Origin of the sequence: Streptomyces sp. NPDC047072, assembly GCF_040643855.1 — a bacterium.
Lineage (GTDB): Bacteria > Actinomycetota > Actinomycetes > Streptomycetales > Streptomycetaceae > Streptomyces.
Map to the genome: position 1 here is coordinate 1 of NZ_JBEYVC010000185.1, position 20,974 is coordinate 20,974.

The window sequence follows — 20,974 nt, forward strand, 5'->3', positions numbered from 1 at the left end:
TGGGGAGGGGGCGGGGGGGGGCGGGGCCCCCCCCCCCCACCTCGGCGCGGCCGTCTCAGAGGTGCTGTTCCGTGGACCTGATGCGGTCGTACTCGTCCTGGCGCTCGTCCTTGATGTACGCCGGGATCGGGAAGTCCCACCAGCCGGGGACCCAGGGGCCGGCGGCGTCGCGGTCCGTGGGGACCTCGATCACGGCGGGGGCGCCGGACTGGACCGCCTTGCGCAGGGTCGGCTCCAGGGAGTCGGAGTCGTTGACCTTGTACGACTCGATGCCGAAGGCCCGGCCCATGGCCGCGAAGTCGGGGCTGTACGGCGTGCCGTCGGGGTGCGAGAACTCGGTGCCGATGTGGCGCGAGGTCTGCTTGCGCTGGCCGCCGCGGATCGACATGTAGCCCGCGTTGTTCTGGACCACGAAGATCACCGGGGCGCCGGCGGTGACGCTCAGGGCGATCTCCTGGGAGGTCATCAGGAAGTCGCCGTCGCCGAGGACGCAGACGACCGGGCTCTCCGGCCGGGCGAGCTTGGCGCCGACGGCCGCCGGGATCGCCCAGCCCATCGAGGAGAAGCCGCCGGAGGTGAGGTGGGTGCGCGGGGAGTAGACCGGGAAGGTCTGCTTGACCGCGCCCTGGGTGTTGCCCGAGCCGGCGACGATGATCGCGTCGCGCGGCAGCACGTTGCGCAGGGCGCCGAGCGGGCGCTGGGAGGTGAAGGGGAAGCGGTCGCTGTCCCGGCGCCCGGCGAGCTTGTCCTCCCAGTCCTGCTTGAGCCGGGCCAGTTCGGCGAGGTACTCGGAGCGGTCGACACCCTGGGAGGGGAGCGAGTCGACGATGGCCGCGACGGCACGCTGGGCGTCGGCGACGATCCCGACCTCCGCCGGATAGTTCTTGCCGATCTCGTGCGGGTCGATGTCGATGTGGATGAGCTTCGCGGGCGGGATGGAGAAGCTGATGCCCTTGGCGTAACTGGAGGCGGACCAGTCGGTGAAGCGGCAGCCGACGGAGATCACGACGTCGGCGGAGCCGGCGATCGCGTTGCCGGTCATCGTGCCGGTCTGGCCGACGCTGCCGGCGAACAGCTCGTGGTCCTCGGGGAAGGCGCTCTTGCCGTTCCACGTGGTGACGACCGGGATCTGCCACTTCTCGGCGAGCGCGAGGACCTGGTCGGAGGCCTCGGAGGTGATCGCGCCGCCGCCGACCACGATGACCGGCCGGGTGGCCGCGCGCAGTACGTCGACCGCGCGGTCCACGGCCTCCGGGTCGGGGTGCTGGCGGCCGACCGGGATGCGGCGCTCCAGGTCGTGGAGTTCGACGTTCGCAGCCTCGGCCTGTACGTCCATGGGGACTTCGAGGTGCACCGGGCCCGGGCGGCCGGTCAGCATGGAGTTGAAACAGCGGTGCAGGACGAAGGGGAGCTCCTCGACCCGGGTGACGACCCAGTGCCGTTTGCTGACGGCCTCGGCCACCTTGGGGAAGTCGTTGGCCGTGTAGCGGTCGAGTTCCTGGAGCAGACCGTGGCCGCGCATGTGGGTCGGCGGGCCGCCCGTGACGACGAGCACGCTGGTGGAGTCCGTGAACGCGGTGCCCATGCCGATGACGGTGTTGCTGGCGCCGGCGCCGATGGAGGTCACCGCTGCCTGGGGGCGGCCGGTGACGCGGTAGTAGCCGTCGGCGAGGTGGACGGCGCTCTGCTCGTGGAAGGTCTGGATGAAGGGGATCCTGGACTCGTCGTCGAGGAAGGCGTCGGTCAGTGACCAGATGCCGTGACCGGGGATTCCGGCTACGACGTCGACCCCGTAGTTGCGCAGGGTCCGCGCGACGATCTGGCCTCCGGTGAGGACGGGCATGATGGGTTTCCTTTCGGCAGCGGCTCAGTCGGAGGTGCGGGCGGCCCAGGCGAAGCCCTGGGTGCACAGGCGGGTGACGTCCGGGTTCTGGAGGTCGTCGAGGTCGTGGCCGACCGCGCTGTAGAAGACGCGGCCCTCGCCCCAGGTGCGGGTCCATGCCTGGGGAATGGTCCTGCCCTCCAGCCAGGGCAGGTGCTCGCCGGTGAAGGTGGACTCGGCCAGGACGTGGTTGTTGGGGTCGACCGACATGTAGTACTGCTCGGAGGCGACCCGGAAGTCCCGCACCCCGGCGGTGATGGGGTGGTCGGTGTCCATGATCGTGACCTCGTAGGGGTACTTCACGCCCTCGCCGGCGGGATGTTCGAGGAAGCTTCCGCCGAGGAGCCAGTGGTACTTGAGGCTGGTGCGGAACGCGGCGGCCGCGCCGTGCCAGGCGGCGATCCCGGTGCCGCTCTCCACCGCGCCCAGCAGGTTCGACTCCTGGGCGACGGTCAGGCCCTCGGACAGCAGGGCGTTGTTCCAGTTGAGGGCGATGAGGTCGTAGCCGGTGAGGTCGGCGTCGAGGGAGAAGATGTCGTTGGTCTCCTCGACGTCGAACCCGAGGTTCTTGAAGATCGGGAGGGCCCATTCCTCGGCCACCTGGTAGGGCTTGTGGCCGGGCCAGCCTCCGTACAGATACAGAACGCGGGTCATGCGGTGCTCCCTGAGGTCGTACGGGCAAGGGCTTCGGCGCGGCTGCGCAGGCGCTCGGCCACCTCGATGGCGTCACCCTCCGGTGCGGTGGACTTGCGCTCCGGCTTGGCGGTCAACAGGTACACCAGGCCCACGGCCGAGACGATGAGGAACCCGATGAGGGCGATCCACCGGTCCACGAAGGGGGTTGCGGAGTCGCCGGTGGGCCAGGCGAGGAGAACCATGCCGAGCACGCCGTAGGTCAGGGCCGCCACGGTCACGGCGAAGCCCCAGCGGCCCAGCGTCCAGGCTCCGGCGGGGCGCCAGCCCTTCAGTCGCATCCGCAGGGCGGCCAGTACGACCATCATGAAGGCCGCGTATCCGGCCAGCATCTGGAAGGCCGCGATCTTGGTGAGGGAGTCGGGCGAGTAGTAGACGAAGACGAAGAGCAGCAGCGGCAGGACGTTCACGGCCAGCAGCGCGTTCATGGGGACGCGGTGCCTGCGGGTGATCTGCGAGAAGACACGGGAGCCCGGGAACATGTCGTCGCGGGCGAAGGAGAAGACGATCCGGCTCGCGGCGGCCTGCTGGCTCATCACACCCGCGATGAAGGACGTCATGATCACCATGAGCACCACCTTCGTGCCGACGGTGCCGACCGAGCTCTGCAGGATCGAGGGAATCGGGTTGGTGTCCTTGCCGGAGAGGATCGAGCCCAGGTCCGGAGCCGCGAGTGCGTAGCCGACGAAGGCGAACAGCGCGGCCACCCCACCGACGGCGACGGTCAGTTGCATGGCCCGCGGGATACTGCGGGAGGGGTTGGGAACCTCTTCCGCGATCTCGCCGCACGCCTCGAAGCCGTAGAAGAGGAAGAGGCCGACGAGCGAGGCGGCGATGAAGGCCATGACGTAGTTGTCGTGGGTGGAGCTGCTGGTCTCGAAGAAGACCGAGACGGAGTTGTGCCGTTCGAAGAGCAGCAGGTAGAAGCCCACGAGGACGATGCCGATGAGTTCGGCGGCGAGTCCGATCTTCGAGATCAGGGCCAGGGTCCGGGTGCCGAAGCAGTTGCAGATCAGGCAGACGACGGTCACCGCGACGGCGATCCACAGGCGCTGAGTGGGGGTCGAGCTGATGGCGGGCTCGGCGGCGGTGCCGGCGAAGAGGCTGGCCGCGAAGTCCGAGCTGAACAGCGCGGTGCTGGTGATGCCGATGGTAATGCAACAGATGTACGTCCAGGCGTTGAACCAGGCATAGCGCCCGTTCCACAGCCGTCTCACCCACTGGTAGAGCCCGCCCGCGAGCGGGAACTGCGAGACGACCTCGCCGAAGACCAGCGCGACCAGGAACTGCCCGGCGCCGACGATGCCGATCCAGAAGACGGAAGGCCCGCCGGCGGTCGCCAGACCGACCGCGAAGAGGGCCACGACACCCACGAGGGGCGACAGGTACACGAAGCCCAGGGCGAAGTTGCCCCACAGGCTGACCTTGCGGTCGAACTTCTGCTCATAGCCGAGTACGGCGAGCATTTCCGCGTCGGCGGCCGAGGAGACAGGGCTCTGGGCCCCGCCTGAACGGCCTACGGGGGTGGATGGGGGCGCCGAGTGCGCCTCGTTGTCCGTGGCTGACATGACGATCTCCGTGGGTCGAGGGGGACGTGCTCCTTGTCGAACGGCTGCCGGGCTGCCGCCGCGGTCCGGCATAAGTCGCGATCCGTCACCGCGGATCAGCTCTGCTCGAAGGTGTGGTCGGTCCAGTCCAGCCGGGCCGATCCGTGGCGCGCGGCGCGGACGTCACCGGAGCGCGCGTGTCCCTCGAAGTTCTCGATGCGTGAGGCCCTGCCGCAGATCTCGCCGAGCCGGGCGCTGGAGGCGGGGTCCCTGATCTCCTGGTAGGTCACGGTCTTGAGGTACTTGCCGACCCAGAGGCCGCCGGTGTAGCGGGCCGCGCCCAGGGTGGGCAGCACGTGGTTGGTGCCAATGACCTTGTCGCCGTACGCGACGCAGGTCTTGTCCCCGAGGAACAGGGCGCCGTAGTTGCGCATCCGGTGCAGCGCCTCGCGGGGCTCGGCGGTGAGGATCTGGACGTGCTCGCTGGCGTACTCGTCGGCGAGTGCGTAGGCCGCGTCCAGGGTGGGGACCACGATCACCTCGCCGTGGTCGCGCCAGGCGGGGCCGGCGACCCCGCCGGTGGGCAGGTCGGGCAGCAGCTTGTCCACCCAGGCGATGGTCTGCCGGCCCACCTCCTCGGAGGTCGTGATGAGGACGGCCGGGGAGTCGGGGCCGTGCTCGGCCTGGGACAGCAGGTCCGTCGCCACCACGAAGGGGTCCGCGGTGTCGTCGGCGACGATCAGCACCTCCGTCGGTCCGGCGAAGAGGTCGATGCCGACCTCGCCGAACAGCTGGCGCTTGGCCTCCGCCACGTACGCGTTGCCGGGGCCCGCGAGCATGTCGACGGCGTCGATCGTCTCGGTGCCCAGCGCCAGGGCGGCCACGGCCTGGACGCCGCCCAGGACGTAGATCTCGTCGGCCCCGGCCAGGTGCATCGCGGCGATGCTGACGGGCGGCGGGGCGCCCCGGTCCGGCGGGGTCGTCGCGGCGACCCGCTCGACTCCGGCGACCTTGGCGGTCAGGACGGTCATGTGGGCCGACGCGGTGAGGGGGTAGCGGCCGCCGGGAACGTAGGCGCCGGCAGCGCCGATGGGAATGTTGCGCTGTCCCAGGAACACTCCGGGCAGCGTCTCCACCTCGAAGTCGGTGAGGGAGTCCCGCTGCGCCTGGGCGAAGCCGCGGACCTGCGTCTGCACGAACCGGAGGTCGTCGAGGACGGTCTCGGGGACCGAGGAGACCACGGAGGCGATCTGGTCGGGGCCGAGCCGGTAGGACTCCGGGCTCCAGTTGTCGAACTTCTGCGACCAGCGGCGCACGGCGGCGTCGCCGTTGGCCCGGATGTCGGCGATCACGTCCGCGACGGTCTCGACGATTTCCGGACGGCTGGTCCGCGACGTCTTCACGGCGACAGGAGCCTTGATGGTCTGGTGTTGGGCTGACACTCTGCACTCCTTGCACGGGGTCGTGCCTGCGGGCTTGCCCTGAAGTCTGGGGAAACACGAGGTGAGACGACAGGCACGATGTGTGCAATATTGGCCGCGCATCCTGCACACACCGAGGTAGTGGCTCATGGCTGAAGTCCTGACGGTTCGCACCGCCCTGGAGCTTGAGGTGTTCACGCGCACGACCGTGCGCGTGTACGCCGGGGAGCGACATCTGGACCGTCCCGTGCGCTGGGTGCACACCGGCGAGATCCCGGACATCCACCGCTTTCTCACCGGTCAGGAGATGCTGCTGACGGCCGGGCTCGGCATGGGTGCGACGCCGCTGGAGCAGCGGGCCTTCATCCGGCGGCTCGCGGACGCGCACGCGGCCGTCCTCGTCGTCGAGCTGGCCGGGCGCATGTTCGACGCCATGCCGGAGGCGGTGATCGAGGAGGCGGAGGCGGTCGGCCTGCCCCTGGTGGGACTCGCCGACGAGATCCCCTTCGTCGAGACCTCTGCCCAGGTCCACGAGGTGCTGGTCGGGATGCGCGTCAAGCAGCTGATCGCCGAGGAGGCCACCAGCCAGGCGTTCATGGACCTGCTCCTGGCGGACGAGGATTACGTCGGCGTGGTCAGGGAGCTGGCCCGGCGCACCGGGCACCCCGTGGTGCTGGAGGACGTCGCCCACCAGATGCTGGCGTACGGCGGCGCGACGCCGGAGGCCGACCGGGTCGTGGACGAGTGGAGCGCGCACTCCCGGGCGATCCACGAACGCCACACCTCGCTCGCGACGCAGGACCCCGGAGTGCCCACCGCCCCGGCGGCCTCGTTCCGCGAGGTCGCGCCCTGCGCCCGCCAGCCCGTGGTGCTGCGGGGCGAGTCATGGGGCTGGCTGCATCTTCTGCACGGCGGACAGCGGCCGAGCCCGCCCGAACTGCGCACGCTGGAGCGGGCGGCCGCGGCCATCGCGATCTCGCTGCTGAGCGAGCGGGAGAGCGGCGCCCGCGCCTCCCAGCGCCAGACGGCACTGCTGAACCGGCTGCTGCTCGGCGACATCACGGGAGAGCGGTTCGTCATCCTCGGCCTGGCGCTCGGCCAGGACCTGCGGGGCCGGGACCTGATCGTCGTCACGGCGTGGGCGGGGGACGAGGAGCCCACCAAGGACCACCTCCTCGCCCGCCTTCTGGAGGACGCCGGCTGGCCCGCCGTCGTGGGTGACACCGGGGACTTCGACGTGGCCGTCGTGGGCCTGCCCGCCCGCACGGACGCCGGCCATGTCCAGAGCGTGTTGGCCGATCACGGAGTACGGGCCGGCGTCAGCCGGATCGTGGAGCCGGCGGCCCTTCCGCTGGCGCTGCGCCAGAGTCGCAGCGCGGCCTCCGTCGCCGCGGCTGCCTCGACCGCGGAAGTCCGTCACTTCGACGACCTGGGAGCACTGCGCCTCCTCGTCGCCCTCTCGGAGGGCCCCGAGCTGAGGCGGTACGTCGAGGACGAACTCGGTCCGCTCCTCGAACACGACGCGCTGGCGAAGAACCCGCTGCTGCCCACCTTGCGTACGTTCCTCGACTGCGGTGGCAACAAGGCGCGGGCGGCCGAGGAACTCTTCATCCAGCGGCGCACCCTCTACCACCGGCTCGACAGGCTCTCCGAGATCCTCGGCCTCGACCTCACCCAGGTCAACAACCAGCAGCGGCTGCAACTGGCCGTACGTGGACAGGACCTACTGCGCAAGCCGACGCTACGGCGGACCTGACCGCTACGACGCTTTCGTCGCCCTGGCAAGGGACGGCGCGATGCGCAGGGCGTTCGCGCCGATCGTCAGGGCCGGGTTGAGCGCCGCGGAGGACGGGAAGAACGACGAGTCGGCCAGCCAGAGGTTCTCGACGTCATGGCTGCGGCACAGGGGGTCGAGCACGCTGCGCGCCGGATCGTGGCCCGCCACGGCCGTTCCGCACATGTGGGAGTTGGTCTCGATGCCCATGCGCTGGGTGAAGATCAGCGGATAGCCGGCCTTGCGGACCGCGCGGGTCACCCGGCGCACGAGTTCGTGGTGGGGTGCGAGGTTGTTCGGCGTCCAGTCGATGAGGATGCGGTCGCCGTCCACCCGGACCCGGTTGTCCCGGGACGGGAGGTCCTCGGTCGTCAGGTAGATGTCGAGGCTTCTGGCCGCCATGAGCTTCAGGGCCCATGTGGGCGCCCACGGACGCGCGGGCTTGAGCATGGGCGCCTGCAACTTGCCCAGCATCTGGAGGTTCCCGAGCGGGAAGCGGGTGCCCGGTCCGGCTTCGTAGAAGTCGTTCAGGCCGAGCGTCTTCTGCCACTTGGTGGGGTTGGTCCGCAGCGGATTGACTCCGACGAAGAACGTGCTGTTGTGGACCATGTAGTTGCGGCCGAGCAGCCCCGAGGAGTTGCCGAGCCCCTGCGGGTGCGAGCCGTCGGCCGAACGCAGCAGCAGCGCGGCCGAGTTGACGGCACCTGAGGCGAGGGCGAAGGACTTGGCGTTGATCCTGAGGACACGGCCCGCGTGCCGTGCCTCGGCGGCGACGATCTTCCGGCCGTCGGGCGAGGTGATCAGGCGGGTGATCTCCGCGCCCGTGAGGATCTTCACGCTGTCGCTCAGCGCGGGCAGCAGGAGCCGGTTCTCGGCGTCGGACTTCATGCCGGTCTCGTCCGGACAGCCGTCGGCGGTCGTCACGGCGGCGCGGTCGGCCTGGGTGCTGATGTTCAGGGCGTTCGGGGTGTGGAACGGGTGCAGGCCCTGCCGGCGCAGCGACCGCGAGAACCGCTCGATCTCCGGTTCGTGCTGGAGCGCCGGATACGGGTAGGGCTTGGAGCGGGGCGGCTCGGTCGGGTCCTCGCCGGTCTGCCCGTGCACCTGGAGCAGCTCCTCCATGGCGGTGTAGAAGGGCTCCAGGTCGTCGTAACCGAAAGGCCAGGCGTGCGAGACACCCTCGTGGTGTTCCACCTCGGTGAAGTCGCTGCGCCGGAATCGGGGCAGCATCGCGCCGTAGAAACGGGTGTTTCCGCCCACCCAGTAATACACACCCGGCGCGAACGGCTTTCCGGTGCTGCCGTCGTACCAATAGCCGGCGTTCTTGTACCGGCCCTTGAGATACATCTCGGCCGGCTGGGAGTTCTCCGGTTCGCGGGGGAGGAAATGGCCCCTTTCCGCGACGAGCACGTCGAGACCGGAGTCCTTCAGCGCCCAGGCCAGCGCGGAACCGCCCATGCCGGAGCCGATGATCAGGACGTCCGTGCTGATCTCCTCGGCTGCGCCGACTGATACGAGGGCCTCGGGCCGGAGCTCCGGGGGCGTGTAATCCTTACGGACCGGGTCGGACATGGGTCGGGGTCTCCTCTTTGCCGCGGTATTTCGAAGAGAGCCTAGGCAGCGACACGGACGCGGCACATGCACGGAATGGGTAACGCCTGCCCCGCGAGTTGCTCACTTCGTGCATGTTCTGAGTGTGCCCCGCGTCCCTAGCCTCTCCAGAAACCAGCTCCGTGGAGGCGCAATGGACAGGGAATCCTACGACTACGTCGTCGTCGGGGCCGGATCGGCCGGCTGTGCGGTCGCGGCCCGGCTGTCCGAGGATCCGGACATCACGGTCGCGCTGATCGAGGCGGGGCCGCCGGCCACGGGCCGCCTCTTCGAGATACCCGCGCTGTTCTCGCAGCAGCTCAAGACGGCGTTCGACTGGGACTTCGAGACGGAACCCGAGCCGCGACTCGGCGGGCGCCGCGCCTACCTTCCCCGGGGCCGGGTGATCGGCGGCACCAGTTCCATGAACACGATGCTGTACGTCCGCGGGCACCGCTACGACTACGACACGTGGGAGCGGCTCGGCAACCCGGGCTGGGGGTACGACGACGTCCTGCCGTTCTTCAAGAGGTCCGAGGACAACCAGCGCGGGGCCGACGACTTCCACGGCGTGGGCGGCCCGCTCACCGTCAGCAACCCCAACTCCGTCCATCCGCTGCTGACGGCGTGGGTCGAGGCGGCTCAGGACGCGGGGCACAAGTACAACCCGGACTTCAACGGAGCTGAGCAGGAGGGCGTGGGCTATCACCAGGTCACGCAGCGAAACGGTCTGCGCTGTAGCAGCGCGATCGCGTTCCTGGAGCCGGCCGCAGGCCGTCCGAACCTCACTGTGCTTCCCTCGACGACCGCGCTGCGGCTGAGCTTCGAGGGCTCGCGGGCCGCCGGTCTGGAGGTCGACCACCTCGGCACCGTCCGGACGATCCACGTCGACCAGGAGATCGTGCTGTCCCTCGGGGCCTACAACTCGCCCCACCTCCTCCTCCAGTCCGGCGTCGGACCGGCCGACGAACTGACCGCGGGAGGGATCACCCCGCTGCACGACCTGCCGGACGTCGGCCGGAACATGCAGGACCACACCGGGTGCTTCATCAGCTTCTTCAGCGACACCGAGCCGCTCCTGGGACCGGACACCTCCGAAGAGGAGCGGCTCCTGCGCAGCCAGGGCACCGGGCCTATGGCGTGGAACGAGACCGGTGGCTTCTTCAGCTCCGGCGACGACGTCCCCGCCCCGGACATCCAGGTGCACGCCGCGCTGGGGATCGTCCGTGACGAGGGTCTTGCCGCGCCGCTGGAGCCCGGCATGTCGTTCGGGCCCTACGTCGCACGGCCCGCGAGCCGCGGCTCGGTGCGGCTGCGGCACTCCCACCCGTACGCCAAGCCGCGCATCTTCCACAACTACCTCGACGACCCCGACGACCGGCGGCGGCTGCGCGAGGGCGTCCGCCTGTGCATGCGGATCGCCCGGGAGCAGCGGCTGACGTCCCTGTTGGAGTCGGACCTGCGCGGGGCCGCCGACGCCGGGCTCGCCCCCGTGTCGGACAGCGACCAGGACGTCGACGAGTTCATCCGCACGCAGTCGTTCTCCTTCTACCACCCGTCGGGCACCTGCATGATGGGCAAGGTCGTCGACCATGAACTGCGGGTACACGGGCTGGAGAACGTCCGGGTGGCGGACACGTCGATCATGCCGACCCTCGTCACCGGGAACACCAACGCCCCCGCGATCATGATCGGCGAGAGGGCCGCCGCGTTCATCCGGACGTCGGCGGGCTGACGCCGGGGGCGTGCGGTCAGACCGTCCGGACGACGGTCCCGCCCGCCTCAAGCGCGGTGACCTCCTCGGCGGCCGCGGTGGTGTCCGTGACGAGGGTCTGCACGAGGGAGGCGGGGCCGACCCAGGCGTAGGCGGTGTGGCCGAGTTTGCTGCCGTCTGCGGCGGCGATGACGCGGCGGGCGGAGGCGATGCCCGCCTTCTTCACCGCGGCGTCGTCGAGGTCGTAGGCGGTCAGGCCGTCGGCCGCGGTCAGCCCACAGCAGCCGATGACGGCGGTGTCGAAGCGCAGGGCGGCGAGGGAGGCGAGGGCGAGGGGGCCCGTGAGCGCCCCTTCGGCGGCGCGGGGCTGGCCGCCGGGCACGACGAGGGTGGCCGGGCCGGGAACCTCGCCGAAGAGGTGGATGGCCTGAAGGGACAGGGGCATCACCGTGACCGGCCGCTCGCGCAGCAGGCGGGCGACCTCCAGGCAGGTGGTGCCGCTGTCCAGCAGGACGCTCTCTCCGTCGGCGACGAGCGCGGAGATCTCGGCGGCGATCCGGCGTTTGGCGTCGACCGCGTCCCGGGCGCGCAGCGCGAAGGGGGGCTCCTCGCCCCGCAGCAGCAGGGTGCGGGCCCCGCCGCGGACGCGTTCGAGGACGCCCTGGGCGGCGAGGGTGTCGAGGTCGCGCCGGATGGTCATCTCCGAGGCACCGGTCAGGCTCGCGAGTTCCTGGACCGTGGCGCCCCCGGAGTCCCTGACGGCCTTCGCGATCAGTCCGTGCCGGTCTGCGTTGCTCATACCCGTGATTGAACACCACCAGGAAACAAACATCCAAGTTGTTCGTTTCTCGATTTTCAAACATGCAAAATGTTCGTTACGGTGGATGGCATGGAACGTTCCCTGCGAGCCGCCCGTGTGGCGACCTACGTCTACTTCGTCCTGTGCGGCACCTTGATGGGCACCTGGGTGGTGCACATCCCCGCGATCGAGGAGCGCGTCGGCATCAGCCATGCCGCGCTCGGCGGCCTGCTGGTGGTGCTCGGCGTCGGGGCCTTCGCGGGCATGCAGGTGGCGGGTCCCCTGACCGACCGCCTCGGCACCCGCACCGTGGTGCCCGCCGGGGGCGTCCTCTGCGGCGCGACCCTGCTGCTGCCCGGTCTCGCCCACGATCCCTGGACGCTCGCCGCCGCGCTGCTGGTCTTCGGGTTCTGCAACGGCTGCCTGGACGTGAGCATGAACGCCCACGCCGTGCACGTGGAGAAGGCGTACGGCCGTCCCGTCATGTCCGGCTTCCACGCGACGTTCTCCGTCGGCGGTGTCCTCGCCGCAGTCGCCGGAGCGGGCGCGGCGAGCGCCCACCTGCCCACGGTCGCGACCATGGCCGCCGTGGGAGCACTGGGCATCGTGATCGCCCTGCTCTCGGCACGTGACCTGCTGCCCGCCGCTCCCGCCGCCGGGCAGCCCGGCCTCCAGGCGGAGACCGTCGAGCGCCGTGGCACCCCGGGCCGGGTCTGGCTGCTGGCCGTCCTGGCACTGATGGTGATGCTGTGCGAGGGCGCCGCCAACGACTGGAGCGCCCTGCACCTCAAGGACGTCATGGGCGCGCCCGCCGGTACGGCGGCCTTCGCGTACGGCACCTTCGCCGCGGCCATGACCGTCGGCCGGCTGCTCGCCGACCGTCTCGTCACCCGGTTCGGTTCCGTGGCGATCCTGCGCCACGGCGCGACCTTGGCCGCCGTGGGCATCACCCTCGTGACCCTCGGTCCGTGGATGTGGGCCGTGTTCACCGGCTGGGCACTGTTCGGCCTGGGCCTGTCCGGCTGCATCCCGCAGCTGTTCAGCGCCGCCGGGCACGCCGACCCCGCCGCCGCCGGGGCCAACGTCTCCCGGGTCGCCGGACTCGGCTACGTCGGCATGCTCGCCGGCCCGGCCGTGATCGGCTGGCTGACCCGCCTCGTCGAACTCAACCAGGCCTTCGTCCTGCTGACGCTGCTGTGTGTGACCACCGCCGTGGGCGCCGGCGTCCTGCGCACCGACCCGGTCGTCGTCCGCCGGGGCGAGAGGGTGGCCGCCGACGGCACCCGCGAGCAGGAGATGGCGGGCAACACCCCCTGACCGCTTGTGCGGCACGGTCCCTGACAACCGTGCCGCACAAGCTCTCCCCCACCCGGCCGCCCAGGCCTGGGAGAAACGCCACCGGCCGACCGAAGGAGCCCCCGATGTCCGAGTCCCCCGCAGTGCCCGACCGCGGCAGCGTCGGTGTCATGCTTCCGCTCGATCTCCCCGTCGCCGAGGTGCTGCCGTATGTCCGGCGCGCCGAGGAGCTGGGCTTCGACCAGGTCTGGGTGGTGGAGGACCTCGGCTGGCGCGGCGGGGTCGCCCAGGCCGCCACGGTCCTGGCGTCCACCACGAACCTCACCGTCGGGATCGGCATCCTGCCCGCCGGCGCCCGCAACGTGGCCTTCGCCGCGATGGAACTGGCCACCCTCGCCCAGCTCCACCCCGGCCGGGTCATCGCCGGGATCGGCCACGGCATGCCCGCCTGGATGCGCCAGGCCGGCTCCTGGCCCACAAGCCCGCTGACGCTGATCAAGGAGTACGCGAGGGCGCTGCGCCTGCTCGTCGCCGGTGAGCCCGGCCCCGAGAACGGCCGGTACGTACGCTGCGAGGGCGTCGTCCTCACCGAGATCCCGGACATCGTCCCGCCGGTGATCCTGGGGGTCCGCGGCCCCAGGTCGCAGGCGGTCGCGGGCGAGGTCGCCGACGGACTCCTCCTGGCCGAGCCGGCCGCACCCGAGTACATCACCGCGTCCCTGCGCAACCTGGGCCCCGCCGCCGCGAACCCTCCGGAGATCGTCGTCTACGACGCCGCGGCCGTGGACGACAACGAGGAGGCCGCCCTGATCCGGGTCCGCGCGGCTCTGGAAGCGGTCGGCGAGCCGCAGTGGGCGGCGCACATCGACCCCCTGCCGTTCGCCGGGGAACTGCGCGCACACCGCGCCGCCAGCCCCGACGCCCGGCACTTCGCCCGGACGATGCCCGCCGAGTGGGTGCGGGCGCTGAGCGTCGCGGGCACCCCCGACCAGGCCCGTGCGGCGATCGAGGCCCGCCACGCGGCCGGCGCGACCAGCGTCGTTCTCGCCCCGGCGGGCCCCGACCGGCCGGCCGCCCTGGACTCGCTCTCCCGCGCCCTCCCCCACCGGCACTGACCCGCCCACCCGAGGGATCCGTATGTCCACCGATCGCCGCCGCATCGTGCTCTTCGACCTCTTCGGGGTCATCGCCCGCCACCAGCGCCCGGGCGCCCTGGAGAAGATGGCCGCCTGTTGCCGGACCTCCCCCGACGCCTTCACCACGGCCTACTGGACCCACCGGCCGCCCTACGACGCCGGCCGCCGCACCGCGTCGGCGTACTGGACGGACGTCCTGCACGCGCTGTCCCGACCCGCCGACGCCGACACGATCGAGGAGCTGCGGCTCACCGACATCGACAGCTGGTCCCGCGTCGACGACCGCATGGTCGCCTACGTACGGGACCTGCGCGACCGTGCCCGGGTCGCGCTGCTGTCCAACATCCCCGCGGACCACGCCGACGCCTTCCTCGCCGCCCAGCCCTGGCTGCACGACCTGGACCACGTGACCTTCTCCGGCAGGATCGGCGCGGCCAAGCCCGACCCGGCCGCCTTCCAATACTGCGTCGACGCCCTGCGGGCCGCGCCCGCCGACTTCCTCTTCGTCGACGACCGCGAGGAGAACGTCCGCGCGGCGCGGGCCGTCGGCATGGACGGGCACGTCTTCGACGGACAGGAGGCCCTCGCGTCCGTCATCGACGCCTGGCTGCCGTCCCGTTGAGCACCTGAGCACGGCTCCTGGTTCAGACGTACTCGGTCGCCGCGTCCAGCAGCCAGTCGGCCAGATAGCCCGCGAAGGACGAGCGGACCAGGACCCAGAATCCGGCCTTCGGGTCGTCCCTCGCGACCAGCACCACCTGGGTGCGGCCCAGGGTCGTCTGGGCGCAGCGGCCGGGGCCGAACGCCCGTGGGTGCAGGTCCAGGGAGCAGCCGTGGGCCAGCAGGTCGCGGGCGCGCGGGCCGCCGACGAGGACGGCCGTGCGCTGGGCGGAGACGTCGGTGACGGAGACGTGCTCCGCACCCGCGGCTTCCCTGATACGGCTCTCCAGATCCCGCTCGCTGCCGGGCGGGCCCACCAGCAGCCACTCGTCCGGGCCCAGCCACAGCGCCGTCAACTCCCCGGCCCGTACGACGGTGTTGGGCTCCAGAGGCAGTTGCAGGCCGAGCGCGAGGCCGACCGCGTCCGCCGCCGCGCCCTTGGCGTCGAGGCGGATGCCGAGCTGGGTGAGGAAGGGGAGTTCGGCCAGCCGGATCGCACCGCCGGAGGTGCGAGTGGCCGTCGCGAGGCGGTCGGCGGCGTGCGCGAGCGGACTGGTGAGTGCGGTGTCAGCCATCGCGGCGGGCTCCCTCGGGGTCGTAGAGGACGGGGCTTGCGACGGTCACCGGGACCAGCCGGTCGCCGACCGGGGCGTACAGCCGCTCTCCGATGCGGTCCCGGCCGCCCTTGACCAGGGCGAGCGCGAAGGTCCGGCCGAGGGCGGCGCTGCGGTAGCTGGAGGTGACATGGCCGAGCATCGGCACGGGCGGCGCGGGCAGGACGCTGTCGGCGACCAGGTGGGTGCCCTCCGGCAGGAAGGTGCCCGGGTCCTCCGGCAGCAGGCCGACCAGGTGCTTGCGGTCGGCGCGGGCCGTGTCGGCACGGGCGTAGGAGCGCTTGCCGATGAAGTCGGGCTTCTTCTTCGAGACCGCCCAACCCATGCCCAGATCCTGGGGAGTCACGGTGCCGTCGGTGTCCTGGCCGATGATCGGGTAGCCCTTCTCGGCGCGCAGGACGTGCATGGTCTCGGTGCCGTACGGCGTGATGCCGTACTCGGCACCGGCCTCGTACACCGCCTCCCACAGGACGCTGGCCTGCCACGGCGACACGTTGATCTCATAGGCGAGTTCGCCGGAGAAGCTGATCCGGCAGACCCGGGCCTCGATGCCCGCGACGGTCGCCTCGCGCCACGCCATGAACGGGAAGTCGTCGTTGGAGACGGCCAGTTGGGGTGCGAGCGAGCCGAGGACCGCGCGGGACTTCGGGCCGACGAGGGCGACGGTGGCCCACTGTTCGGTGACCGAGGTGCAGTGGACCTTCAGCTCGGGCCACTCCGTCTGGAGCCACTCCTCCATCCAGTCCAGCACGGTGGCCGCGTTGCCGGTCGTGGTGGTGACGAGGTAGCGGTCCTCGGCGACGCGGATGACGGTGCCGTCGTCGAAGACCATGCCGTCCGGGCGGCACATCACGCCGTAGCGGATCATGCCGACCTTCAGGGTGCTCATCATGTTGGTGTAGAGCAGGTTCAGGAAGACGCCCGCGTCCGGGCCCTGGACGTCGATCTTGCCGAGGGTGGAGGCGTCCATGAAGCCGACGCCCTCGCGGGTGGCGGCGCACTCGCGCAGCACCGCCGCCTCGATGTCCTCGCCGTCCCGCGGGTAGTACCAGGGGCGCTTCCACTGGCCGACGTTCTCGAACAGCGCGCCGTGCTCGACGTGCCAGTCGTGCAGGGCGGTCGTACGCACCGGGTCGCTCAGCACGCCCCGGTCGCGGCCGGCGAGCGCCGCGAAGGAGACCGGGGTGTACGGCGGCCGGAAGGTCGTCGTACCGAGCGCGGAGATGTCCACGCCGAGGAGTTCGGCGACGACACCGCTGGCGAGGACGCCGGAGGTCTTGCCCTGGTCGTTGGCGGTACCGGCGGTGGTGTAGCGCTTGGTGTGCTCGACCGAGCGCATGCCGGCGCCGGTCGCGCGGGCCAGGTCGTCGACGGTGACGTCGCGTTGGAGGTCGACGAAGCGGGGGCCGTCCGAGGCGCCGGGGACGACGAACACGTGCATCGGCGCGGTCGGGGCCGGCTGCGCGGGGACCTCGGGCAGGCTCGGCACCGAGGGGGTGTAGCCCTCGGCCTCGACGGCACGGGTGCCGGCGGCCGCGCCCTGCGCGAGGACGGCGGCCGGGTCGAGGACACCGCTCGCGCTGCCCGCGACCTCGACCGCCTGACGGCAGCTGTCGGGGACGAAGGAGCCCAGCGTCTCGTCGTGGCGGAGCTTGCCGCCCGCCTGGCTGTAGAGGTGGGCCACCGGGTTCCAGCCGCCGGAGACCAGCAGGAGGTCCGCGGCGAACTCCCGGCGTCCCGTGGACTCGCCGTACGGGGCGACGGTCACGGCGGTGATCCGCGGGTCTCCCTCCGTGCCGATGACCGCGTGGCCGGGCAGGACCTCGATGCCGGCAGCTTCCGCGCGCTCGGCCCACTCCCCCGGTTCCGGGCGGGTGTCGACGATCGCCGCGATGTCCACGCCTGCGGTACGAAGGTCCAACGTTGCCGCGTACGCGCTGTCGTTGGTGGTGAAGACCACCGCGTGGCGGCCGGGCAGGACGCCGTGGCGATGGACGTACGTACGGGCCGAGGCGGCCAGCATCACGCCGGGGCGGTCGTTGTCCGGGAAGGCCAGCGAGCGCTCGTGGGCGCCGGTGGCGAGGACGACTCGGCGGGCGCGGATGCGGTGGACGCGTTCGCGCGAGACGTGGGCCGGGGCCGCGGCGCCGAGGTGGTTCGTACGGCGCTCGACGGCGAGGAGGTGGTTGTCGTCGTAGTAGCCGAAGACGGTGGTGCGGGTCAGGACCCGGACGTCGGGGGCGGTGCCGAGGAGGTCGGTGATCTCCCGGATCCAGTCCGCGTGTTCGCCGGTGCCGAGGAGGCTGCCGCCGAGTTCGGGGCGGTCGTCGGCGAGGATGACGCGGGCGCCGGTGTTCGCTGCGGCGGCCGCTGCGGCGAGGCCGGCCGGGCCGGCGCCGACGATCAGGACGTCGCAGTGGGCGTGTACGGCGTCGTAGCGGGCCGGGTCCGGTTCCGTGGCGAGGCGGCCCTGGCCGGGGAGGCTGGTGGCGACGAGGCCGTCGTAGAGCTCGACGGTGGTCGCGGGGAGCATCGGCTCGGGGAACGGGGCCTCTATCTGGATGACCGCGTTGGGCTCCTCCGGACCTGCGGAGAAGATGCCACGGGGGCGGCCGAGCTTGATGCTGGTGCCGGCCTGGATGACGCCGTTGGCCAGGAGGGCCGAAGCGAGGGTGTCGCCTTCTACGCCCTGGTATTCGGTGCCGTCGAAGGTGAAGCCGAGTGTGCGCTTTTGGGTGCGGCGGTGTTGCGGGGGCTCCGCCCCCGTACCCCCGGTCGGCCCCGAAAGGGCCTCGTCCTCAATCGCCGGACGGGCTGAAGGGGTTACGGACGGTTGGAATGTGGCCGGTCGCGGCTCCAAGCCCTCCGGCCGTCCCTCCCCCGTCCGATACACCGTCAAGATCTCGTTCGTCGACGTGTCCCGTACCGCGTTGAACCACCGTCGGCAGCCCGCCGCATGGCTCCAGCGTTCGGCGAACGCGCCCTTCGTGTTGTCGCGGAAGAAGAGGTAGCGGGCCCACTCCTCGTCGCTCAGGGCGGACGGGTCCTGGGGGTAGGCCACGTGGGCCTGGCCGCCGTAGTGGAACTCGGCCTCGTCGCGGGGCCCGCACCACGGGCAGGGGATCAGCAGCATGTCGTTCGGCTCCCTTGAGGATCCCTAGTGGGCCACCGCGGCCGCGCCGTGCTCGTCGACGAGCGCGCCGGTGGTGAAACGGTCGAGCGAGAAGGGGGCGTTGAGGGGGTGGGGGTCGTCGTTGGCGATCGTGTGGGCGTAGACCCAGCCGACGCCCGGGGTGGCCTTGAAACCGCCCGTGCCCCAGCCGCAGTTGAGGTAGAGGTTGTCCACCGGGCTGAGGCCGATGATCGGTGAGGCGTCGGGGCTGACGTCGACGATGCCGCCCCAGGTGCGCAGGACGTGGGCGCGCGCGAAGACCGGGAACAGCTCCAGGGCCGCGGCCATCTGCTCCTCGATGATGTGGAACGCGCCGCGCTGGGTGTAGGAGTTGTACGCGTCGATGCCCGCGCCCATCACCAACTCGCCCTTGTGGGCCTGGCTGACGTACACGTGGACCGCGTTGGACATCACGACGGTCGGGTGCACCGGCTCCAGCAGTTCGGAGACCAGGGCCTGCAACGGGTGGCTCTGGACCGGGAGTTCGATGCCGGCCATGGCGGCGAGGACCGAGGTGTGGCCCGCCGAGCACAGGGCCACCTTGCCCGCCGCTATCGGGCCCAGGTTGGTCTGGACACCGACGACCCGGTTGCCGACCACGTCCAGCCCTGTGACCTCGCAGTTCTGGATGATGTCGATGCCCGCGGCGTCCGCGGAGCGGGCCAGGCCCCAGGCCACGTGGTCGTGCTTGGCGATGCCGGCGCGGGGCTGGTAGGTGGCGCCGAGCACCGGATAACGCACGTCCGGGGAGATGTTGACGATCGGGCAGATCTCGCGCACGCCCTCCGCGTCGACCCATTCGGCGTCCACGCCGTTGAGGCGGTTCGCCTCGACACGGCGGACGCTGTCGCGGACGTCCTGGAGGCTGTGGGCGAGGTTCAGCACCCCGCGCTGGGAGAAGAGGATCGGGTAGTCCAGCTCGTCCGCGAGGCCCTCCCAGAGCTTGAGGGCGTGCTCGTAGATGCCCGCGCTCTCGTCCCAGAGGTAGTTGGAGCGGATGATCGTGGTGTTGCGGGCCATGTTGCCACCCGCGAGCCAGCCCTTCTCCAGCACGGCGACGTTGGTGATGCCGTGGTTCTTCGCCAGGTAGTGGGCGGTGGCCAGGCCGTGTCCGCCGCCGCCGACGATGACGACGTCGTACGACCGCTTCGGCTCGGGCGTGCGCCACAGCCAGTCGGGGTGTTCCGGCAGCTCGGCGCCGGGGGTACGGGGGCTCATACGGTGTTCGCATTCCTCTCGGCGGCCTCGACGACGTTGGCGAGCAACATCGCGCGGGTCATGGGGCCCACCCCGCCCGGCATCGGCGCGATCCAGCCCGCCACCTGCCGTGCGTCCGGGTGGATGTCGCCGACCAGCCCGCTGTCGGTGCGGGTGATGCCGACGTCCAGGACGGCCGCGCCGGGGCGCAGCATGTCGCCGGTGATCAGGCCGGGCGAGCCGGCGGCCGCGACGACGATGTCCGCCTCGCGGACGTGCCAGGCGAGTCCCTTGGTGCCGGTGTGGCAGAGGGTGACCGTGGCGTTCTCGGAGCGGCGGGTGAGGAGCAGGCCGATCGGGCGGCCGACCGTGATGCCCCGGCCGACCACGCAGACCCGGGCGCCGGCGAGCGGTACGTCGTAGCGGCGCAGGAGTTCGACGATGCCGCGCGGGGTGCAGGGCAGCGGGGCGTCGACGCCGAGGACGAGCCGGCCGAGGTTGACGGGGTGCAGTCCGTCGGCGTCCTTGGCCGGGTCCATGCGTTCCAGCACGGCGTTGGCGTCCAGGTGCTTGGGGAGCGGGAGTTGCACGATGTACCCGGTGCAGGCGGGGTCGGCGTTGAGTTCGTCGATGACGTCCTCGACCTGCTGCTGGGTGGCGTCGGCGGGCAGGTCGCGGCGGATGGACGCGATGCCGACCTGCGCGCAGTCGCGGTGCTTGCCGCCGACGTAGGCGTGGCTGCCGGGGTCCTCGCCGACCAGGACGGTGCCGAGGCCGGGCGGGCGGCCGGTGGTGGCGGTCAACTTGGCCACGCGCTCGGTGAGTTCGCGGCGGATGTCGGCGGCGGTCGCCTTGCCGTCGAGCAGTTGAGCGGTCATCGTCTTCCCTCGGTCAGCCACGGAGGCGGGACATGGTCGGGTCGAACAGGGGCTCCTCGGCGACGACGGCCTCGACCCGCTGGTCGAAGTAGCCGATGTGCAACGCCGTGCCGGGGGTGGTGAGTTCGGCCGGGAGCCAGGCGTACGCGATGCCCTTGCCGATCGTGTAGCCGTAGGCGGCGCTGGTGACGTAGCCGACGGCCTGCTCGCCGTCGTAGACCGGCTCCTTGCCGAGGACGACCGAGTGCGGGTCGTCGATGGTGAGGCAGGTCAGCTTCCGTCGTACCTCCGACTTACGGCGCTCCAGGGCGGCCTTGCCGATGAAGTCGTCCTTGTCGGCCTTGACGGCGAAGCCGACGCCGGCCTCGTAGGCGTCGTGCTCGTAGGTCATGTCGGTGCCGAAGGAGCGGTACCCCTTCTCCAGGCGGAGGCTGTTGAAGGCACCGCGTCCGGCGATGATCCCGCCGAGCGGCTCGGCGGCCGCCCACAGGGTGTCCCAGAGCTTGAGGCCCTGGTGCCCTGACGACCGTTGCGGCCGCCGCTGTCGCGGGTGGCGCCGGCCTCGCCGTCGCCGACTCCGGCGCGCAGGGCGCCGCTGCCC

16 protein-coding genes are annotated in these 20,974 nt (G+C 71.3%); 5 read left to right on the forward strand and 11 right to left on the reverse strand.

What is annotated here, in order from left to right:
* Nucleotides 1-55: 55 nt before the first annotated feature.
* The 4 genes from ABZ896_RS44220 to hisD all read right to left on the reverse strand — a co-directional run bounded on the left by ABZ896_RS44220 (nt 56) and on the right by hisD (nt 5,564).
* Nucleotides 56-1,843: a thiamine pyrophosphate-binding protein gene (locus ABZ896_RS44220; RefSeq protein WP_360942044.1), complete on the reverse strand. Its 1,788-nt coding sequence runs from the start codon at nt 1,841-1,843 to the stop codon at nt 56-58.
* A 24-nt stretch (nt 1,844-1,867) separates the two neighbouring features.
* A complete protein-coding gene (locus tag ABZ896_RS44225) occupies nt 1,868-2,536 on the reverse strand; it encodes a ThuA domain-containing protein (RefSeq protein WP_360942047.1) in 669 nt (222 codons plus the stop codon).
* Nucleotides 2,533-4,143 (reverse strand): amino acid permease, encoded by a 1,611-nt coding sequence (locus ABZ896_RS44230; protein WP_360942050.1) that lies wholly within the window; start codon nt 4,141-4,143, stop codon nt 2,533-2,535. Before ABZ896_RS44230 ends, ABZ896_RS44225 begins: the two co-directional genes overlap by 4 nt.
* A gap of 95 nt (nt 4,144-4,238) precedes the next feature.
* Nucleotides 4,239-5,564, reverse strand: a complete 1,326-nt coding sequence (gene hisD / locus ABZ896_RS44235; RefSeq protein ID WP_360942053.1) for a histidinol dehydrogenase — start codon at nt 5,562-5,564, stop codon at nt 4,239-4,241.
* Between the two features lie 127 nt (nt 5,565-5,691).
* On the opposite strand from hisD, the gene ABZ896_RS44240 reads away from it, so the two are divergent.
* Entirely contained in the window at nt 5,692-7,299 is a 1,608-nt protein-coding gene (locus ABZ896_RS44240; RefSeq protein ID WP_360942056.1) for a PucR family transcriptional regulator, read from the forward strand.
* Between the two features lie 3 nt (nt 7,300-7,302).
* Here ABZ896_RS44240 and ABZ896_RS44245 read toward each other — a convergent pair whose 3' ends face one another.
* Nucleotides 7,303-8,889 (reverse strand): GMC family oxidoreductase, encoded by a 1,587-nt coding sequence (locus ABZ896_RS44245; protein WP_360942059.1) that lies wholly within the window; start codon nt 8,887-8,889, stop codon nt 7,303-7,305.
* A 172-nt stretch (nt 8,890-9,061) separates the two neighbouring features.
* Between ABZ896_RS44245 and ABZ896_RS44250 the strand changes: the two genes are divergently transcribed.
* On the forward strand, nt 9,062-10,642 hold the full coding sequence (locus ABZ896_RS44250) for a GMC family oxidoreductase N-terminal domain-containing protein (RefSeq protein WP_360942062.1): 1,581 nt from the start codon (nt 9,062-9,064) through the stop codon (nt 10,640-10,642).
* Nucleotides 10,643-10,658: 16 nt separating this feature from the next.
* Here the strand turns inward: ABZ896_RS44250 and ABZ896_RS44255 are convergent, their stop codons facing one another.
* Nucleotides 10,659-11,420: a DeoR/GlpR family DNA-binding transcription regulator gene (locus tag ABZ896_RS44255; RefSeq protein ID WP_360942065.1), complete on the reverse strand. Its 762-nt coding sequence runs from the start codon at nt 11,418-11,420 to the stop codon at nt 10,659-10,661.
* Between the two features lie 90 nt (nt 11,421-11,510).
* Between ABZ896_RS44255 and ABZ896_RS44260 the strand changes: the two genes are divergently transcribed.
* From ABZ896_RS44260 to ABZ896_RS44270, 3 genes are all read left to right on the forward strand, one after another.
* Nucleotides 11,511-12,737 carry an MFS transporter gene (locus ABZ896_RS44260; protein WP_360942068.1) on the forward strand — a complete coding sequence of 409 codons (1,227 nt, stop codon included), beginning with the start codon at nt 11,511-11,513 and terminating at the stop codon, nt 12,735-12,737.
* Nucleotides 12,738-12,841: 104 nt separating this feature from the next.
* Nucleotides 12,842-13,831, forward strand: a complete 990-nt coding sequence (locus ABZ896_RS44265) for an LLM class flavin-dependent oxidoreductase (RefSeq protein ID WP_360942071.1) — start codon at nt 12,842-12,844, stop codon at nt 13,829-13,831.
* Nucleotides 13,832-13,853: 22 nt separating this feature from the next.
* The gene (locus tag ABZ896_RS44270; protein ID WP_360942074.1) at nt 13,854-14,474 is read left to right on the forward strand and encodes an HAD family phosphatase; all 621 of its coding nucleotides are present in this window, start codon (nt 13,854-13,856) and stop codon (nt 14,472-14,474) included.
* A gap of 22 nt (nt 14,475-14,496) precedes the next feature.
* Here ABZ896_RS44270 and ABZ896_RS44275 read toward each other — a convergent pair whose 3' ends face one another.
* The 5 genes from ABZ896_RS44275 to ABZ896_RS44295 form a co-directional block, all read right to left on the reverse strand.
* Nucleotides 14,497-15,087 (reverse strand): sarcosine oxidase subunit gamma family protein, encoded by a 591-nt coding sequence (locus tag ABZ896_RS44275; RefSeq protein WP_360942077.1) that lies wholly within the window; start codon nt 15,085-15,087, stop codon nt 14,497-14,499.
* Nucleotides 15,080-18,259: a sarcosine oxidase subunit delta family protein gene (locus ABZ896_RS44280; protein ID WP_360942080.1), complete on the reverse strand. Its 3,180-nt coding sequence runs from the start codon at nt 18,257-18,259 to the stop codon at nt 15,080-15,082. Before ABZ896_RS44280 ends, ABZ896_RS44275 begins: the two co-directional genes overlap by 8 nt.
* Nucleotides 18,260-18,283: 24 nt before the next feature.
* Nucleotides 18,284-19,516, reverse strand: coding sequence for a sarcosine oxidase subunit beta family protein (locus tag ABZ896_RS44285; RefSeq protein WP_360942083.1), 1,233 nt, complete (start codon nt 19,514-19,516; stop codon nt 18,284-18,286).
* On the reverse strand, nt 19,513-20,373 hold the full coding sequence (locus tag ABZ896_RS44290) for a bifunctional methylenetetrahydrofolate dehydrogenase/methenyltetrahydrofolate cyclohydrolase (protein ID WP_360942086.1): 861 nt from the start codon (nt 20,371-20,373) through the stop codon (nt 19,513-19,515). Before ABZ896_RS44290 ends, ABZ896_RS44285 begins: the two co-directional genes overlap by 4 nt.
* A 13-nt stretch (nt 20,374-20,386) precedes the next feature.
* A partial coding sequence (locus ABZ896_RS44295; RefSeq protein WP_360942089.1) for a glycine cleavage T C-terminal barrel domain-containing protein occupies nt 20,387-20,974 on the reverse strand: 588 nt, incomplete at its 5' end.

Bases quoted from the DNA above. Each gene is read 5' to 3' on its own strand.
- ABZ896_RS44255 (WP_360942065.1), bottom strand. From the start codon at position 11,420: ATGAGCAACGCAGACCGGCACGGACTGATCGCGAAGGCCGTCAGGGAC.
- ABZ896_RS44270 (WP_360942074.1), top strand. From the start codon at position 13,854: ATGTCCACCGATCGCCGCCGCATCGTGCTCTTCGACCTCTTCGGGGTC.
- ABZ896_RS44280 (WP_360942080.1), bottom strand. From the start codon at position 18,259: ATGCTGCTGATCCCCTGCCCGTGGTGCGGGCCCCGCGACGAGGCCGAG.
- ABZ896_RS44265 (WP_360942071.1), top strand. From the start codon at position 12,842: ATGTCCGAGTCCCCCGCAGTGCCCGACCGCGGCAGCGTCGGTGTCATG.
- ABZ896_RS44275 (WP_360942077.1), bottom strand. From the start codon at position 15,087: ATGGCTGACACCGCACTCACCAGTCCGCTCGCGCACGCCGCCGACCGC.
- ABZ896_RS44250 (WP_360942062.1), top strand. From the start codon at position 9,062: ATGGACAGGGAATCCTACGACTACGTCGTCGTCGGGGCCGGATCGGCC.
- ABZ896_RS44220 (WP_360942044.1), bottom strand. From the start codon at position 1,843: ATGCCCGTCCTCACCGGAGGCCAGATCGTCGCGCGGACCCTGCGCAAC.
- ABZ896_RS44230 (WP_360942050.1), bottom strand. From the start codon at position 4,143: ATGTCAGCCACGGACAACGAGGCGCACTCGGCGCCCCCATCCACCCCC.
- ABZ896_RS44245 (WP_360942059.1), bottom strand. From the start codon at position 8,889: ATGTCCGACCCGGTCCGTAAGGATTACACGCCCCCGGAGCTCCGGCCC.
- ABZ896_RS44260 (WP_360942068.1), top strand. From the start codon at position 11,511: ATGGAACGTTCCCTGCGAGCCGCCCGTGTGGCGACCTACGTCTACTTC.
- ABZ896_RS44290 (WP_360942086.1), bottom strand. From the start codon at position 20,373: ATGACCGCTCAACTGCTCGACGGCAAGGCGACCGCCGCCGACATCCGC.
- ABZ896_RS44225 (WP_360942047.1), bottom strand. From the start codon at position 2,536: ATGACCCGCGTTCTGTATCTGTACGGAGGCTGGCCCGGCCACAAGCCC.
- ABZ896_RS44285 (WP_360942083.1), bottom strand. From the start codon at position 19,516: ATGAGCCCCCGTACCCCCGGCGCCGAGCTGCCGGAACACCCCGACTGG.
- ABZ896_RS44240 (WP_360942056.1), top strand. From the start codon at position 5,692: ATGGCTGAAGTCCTGACGGTTCGCACCGCCCTGGAGCTTGAGGTGTTC.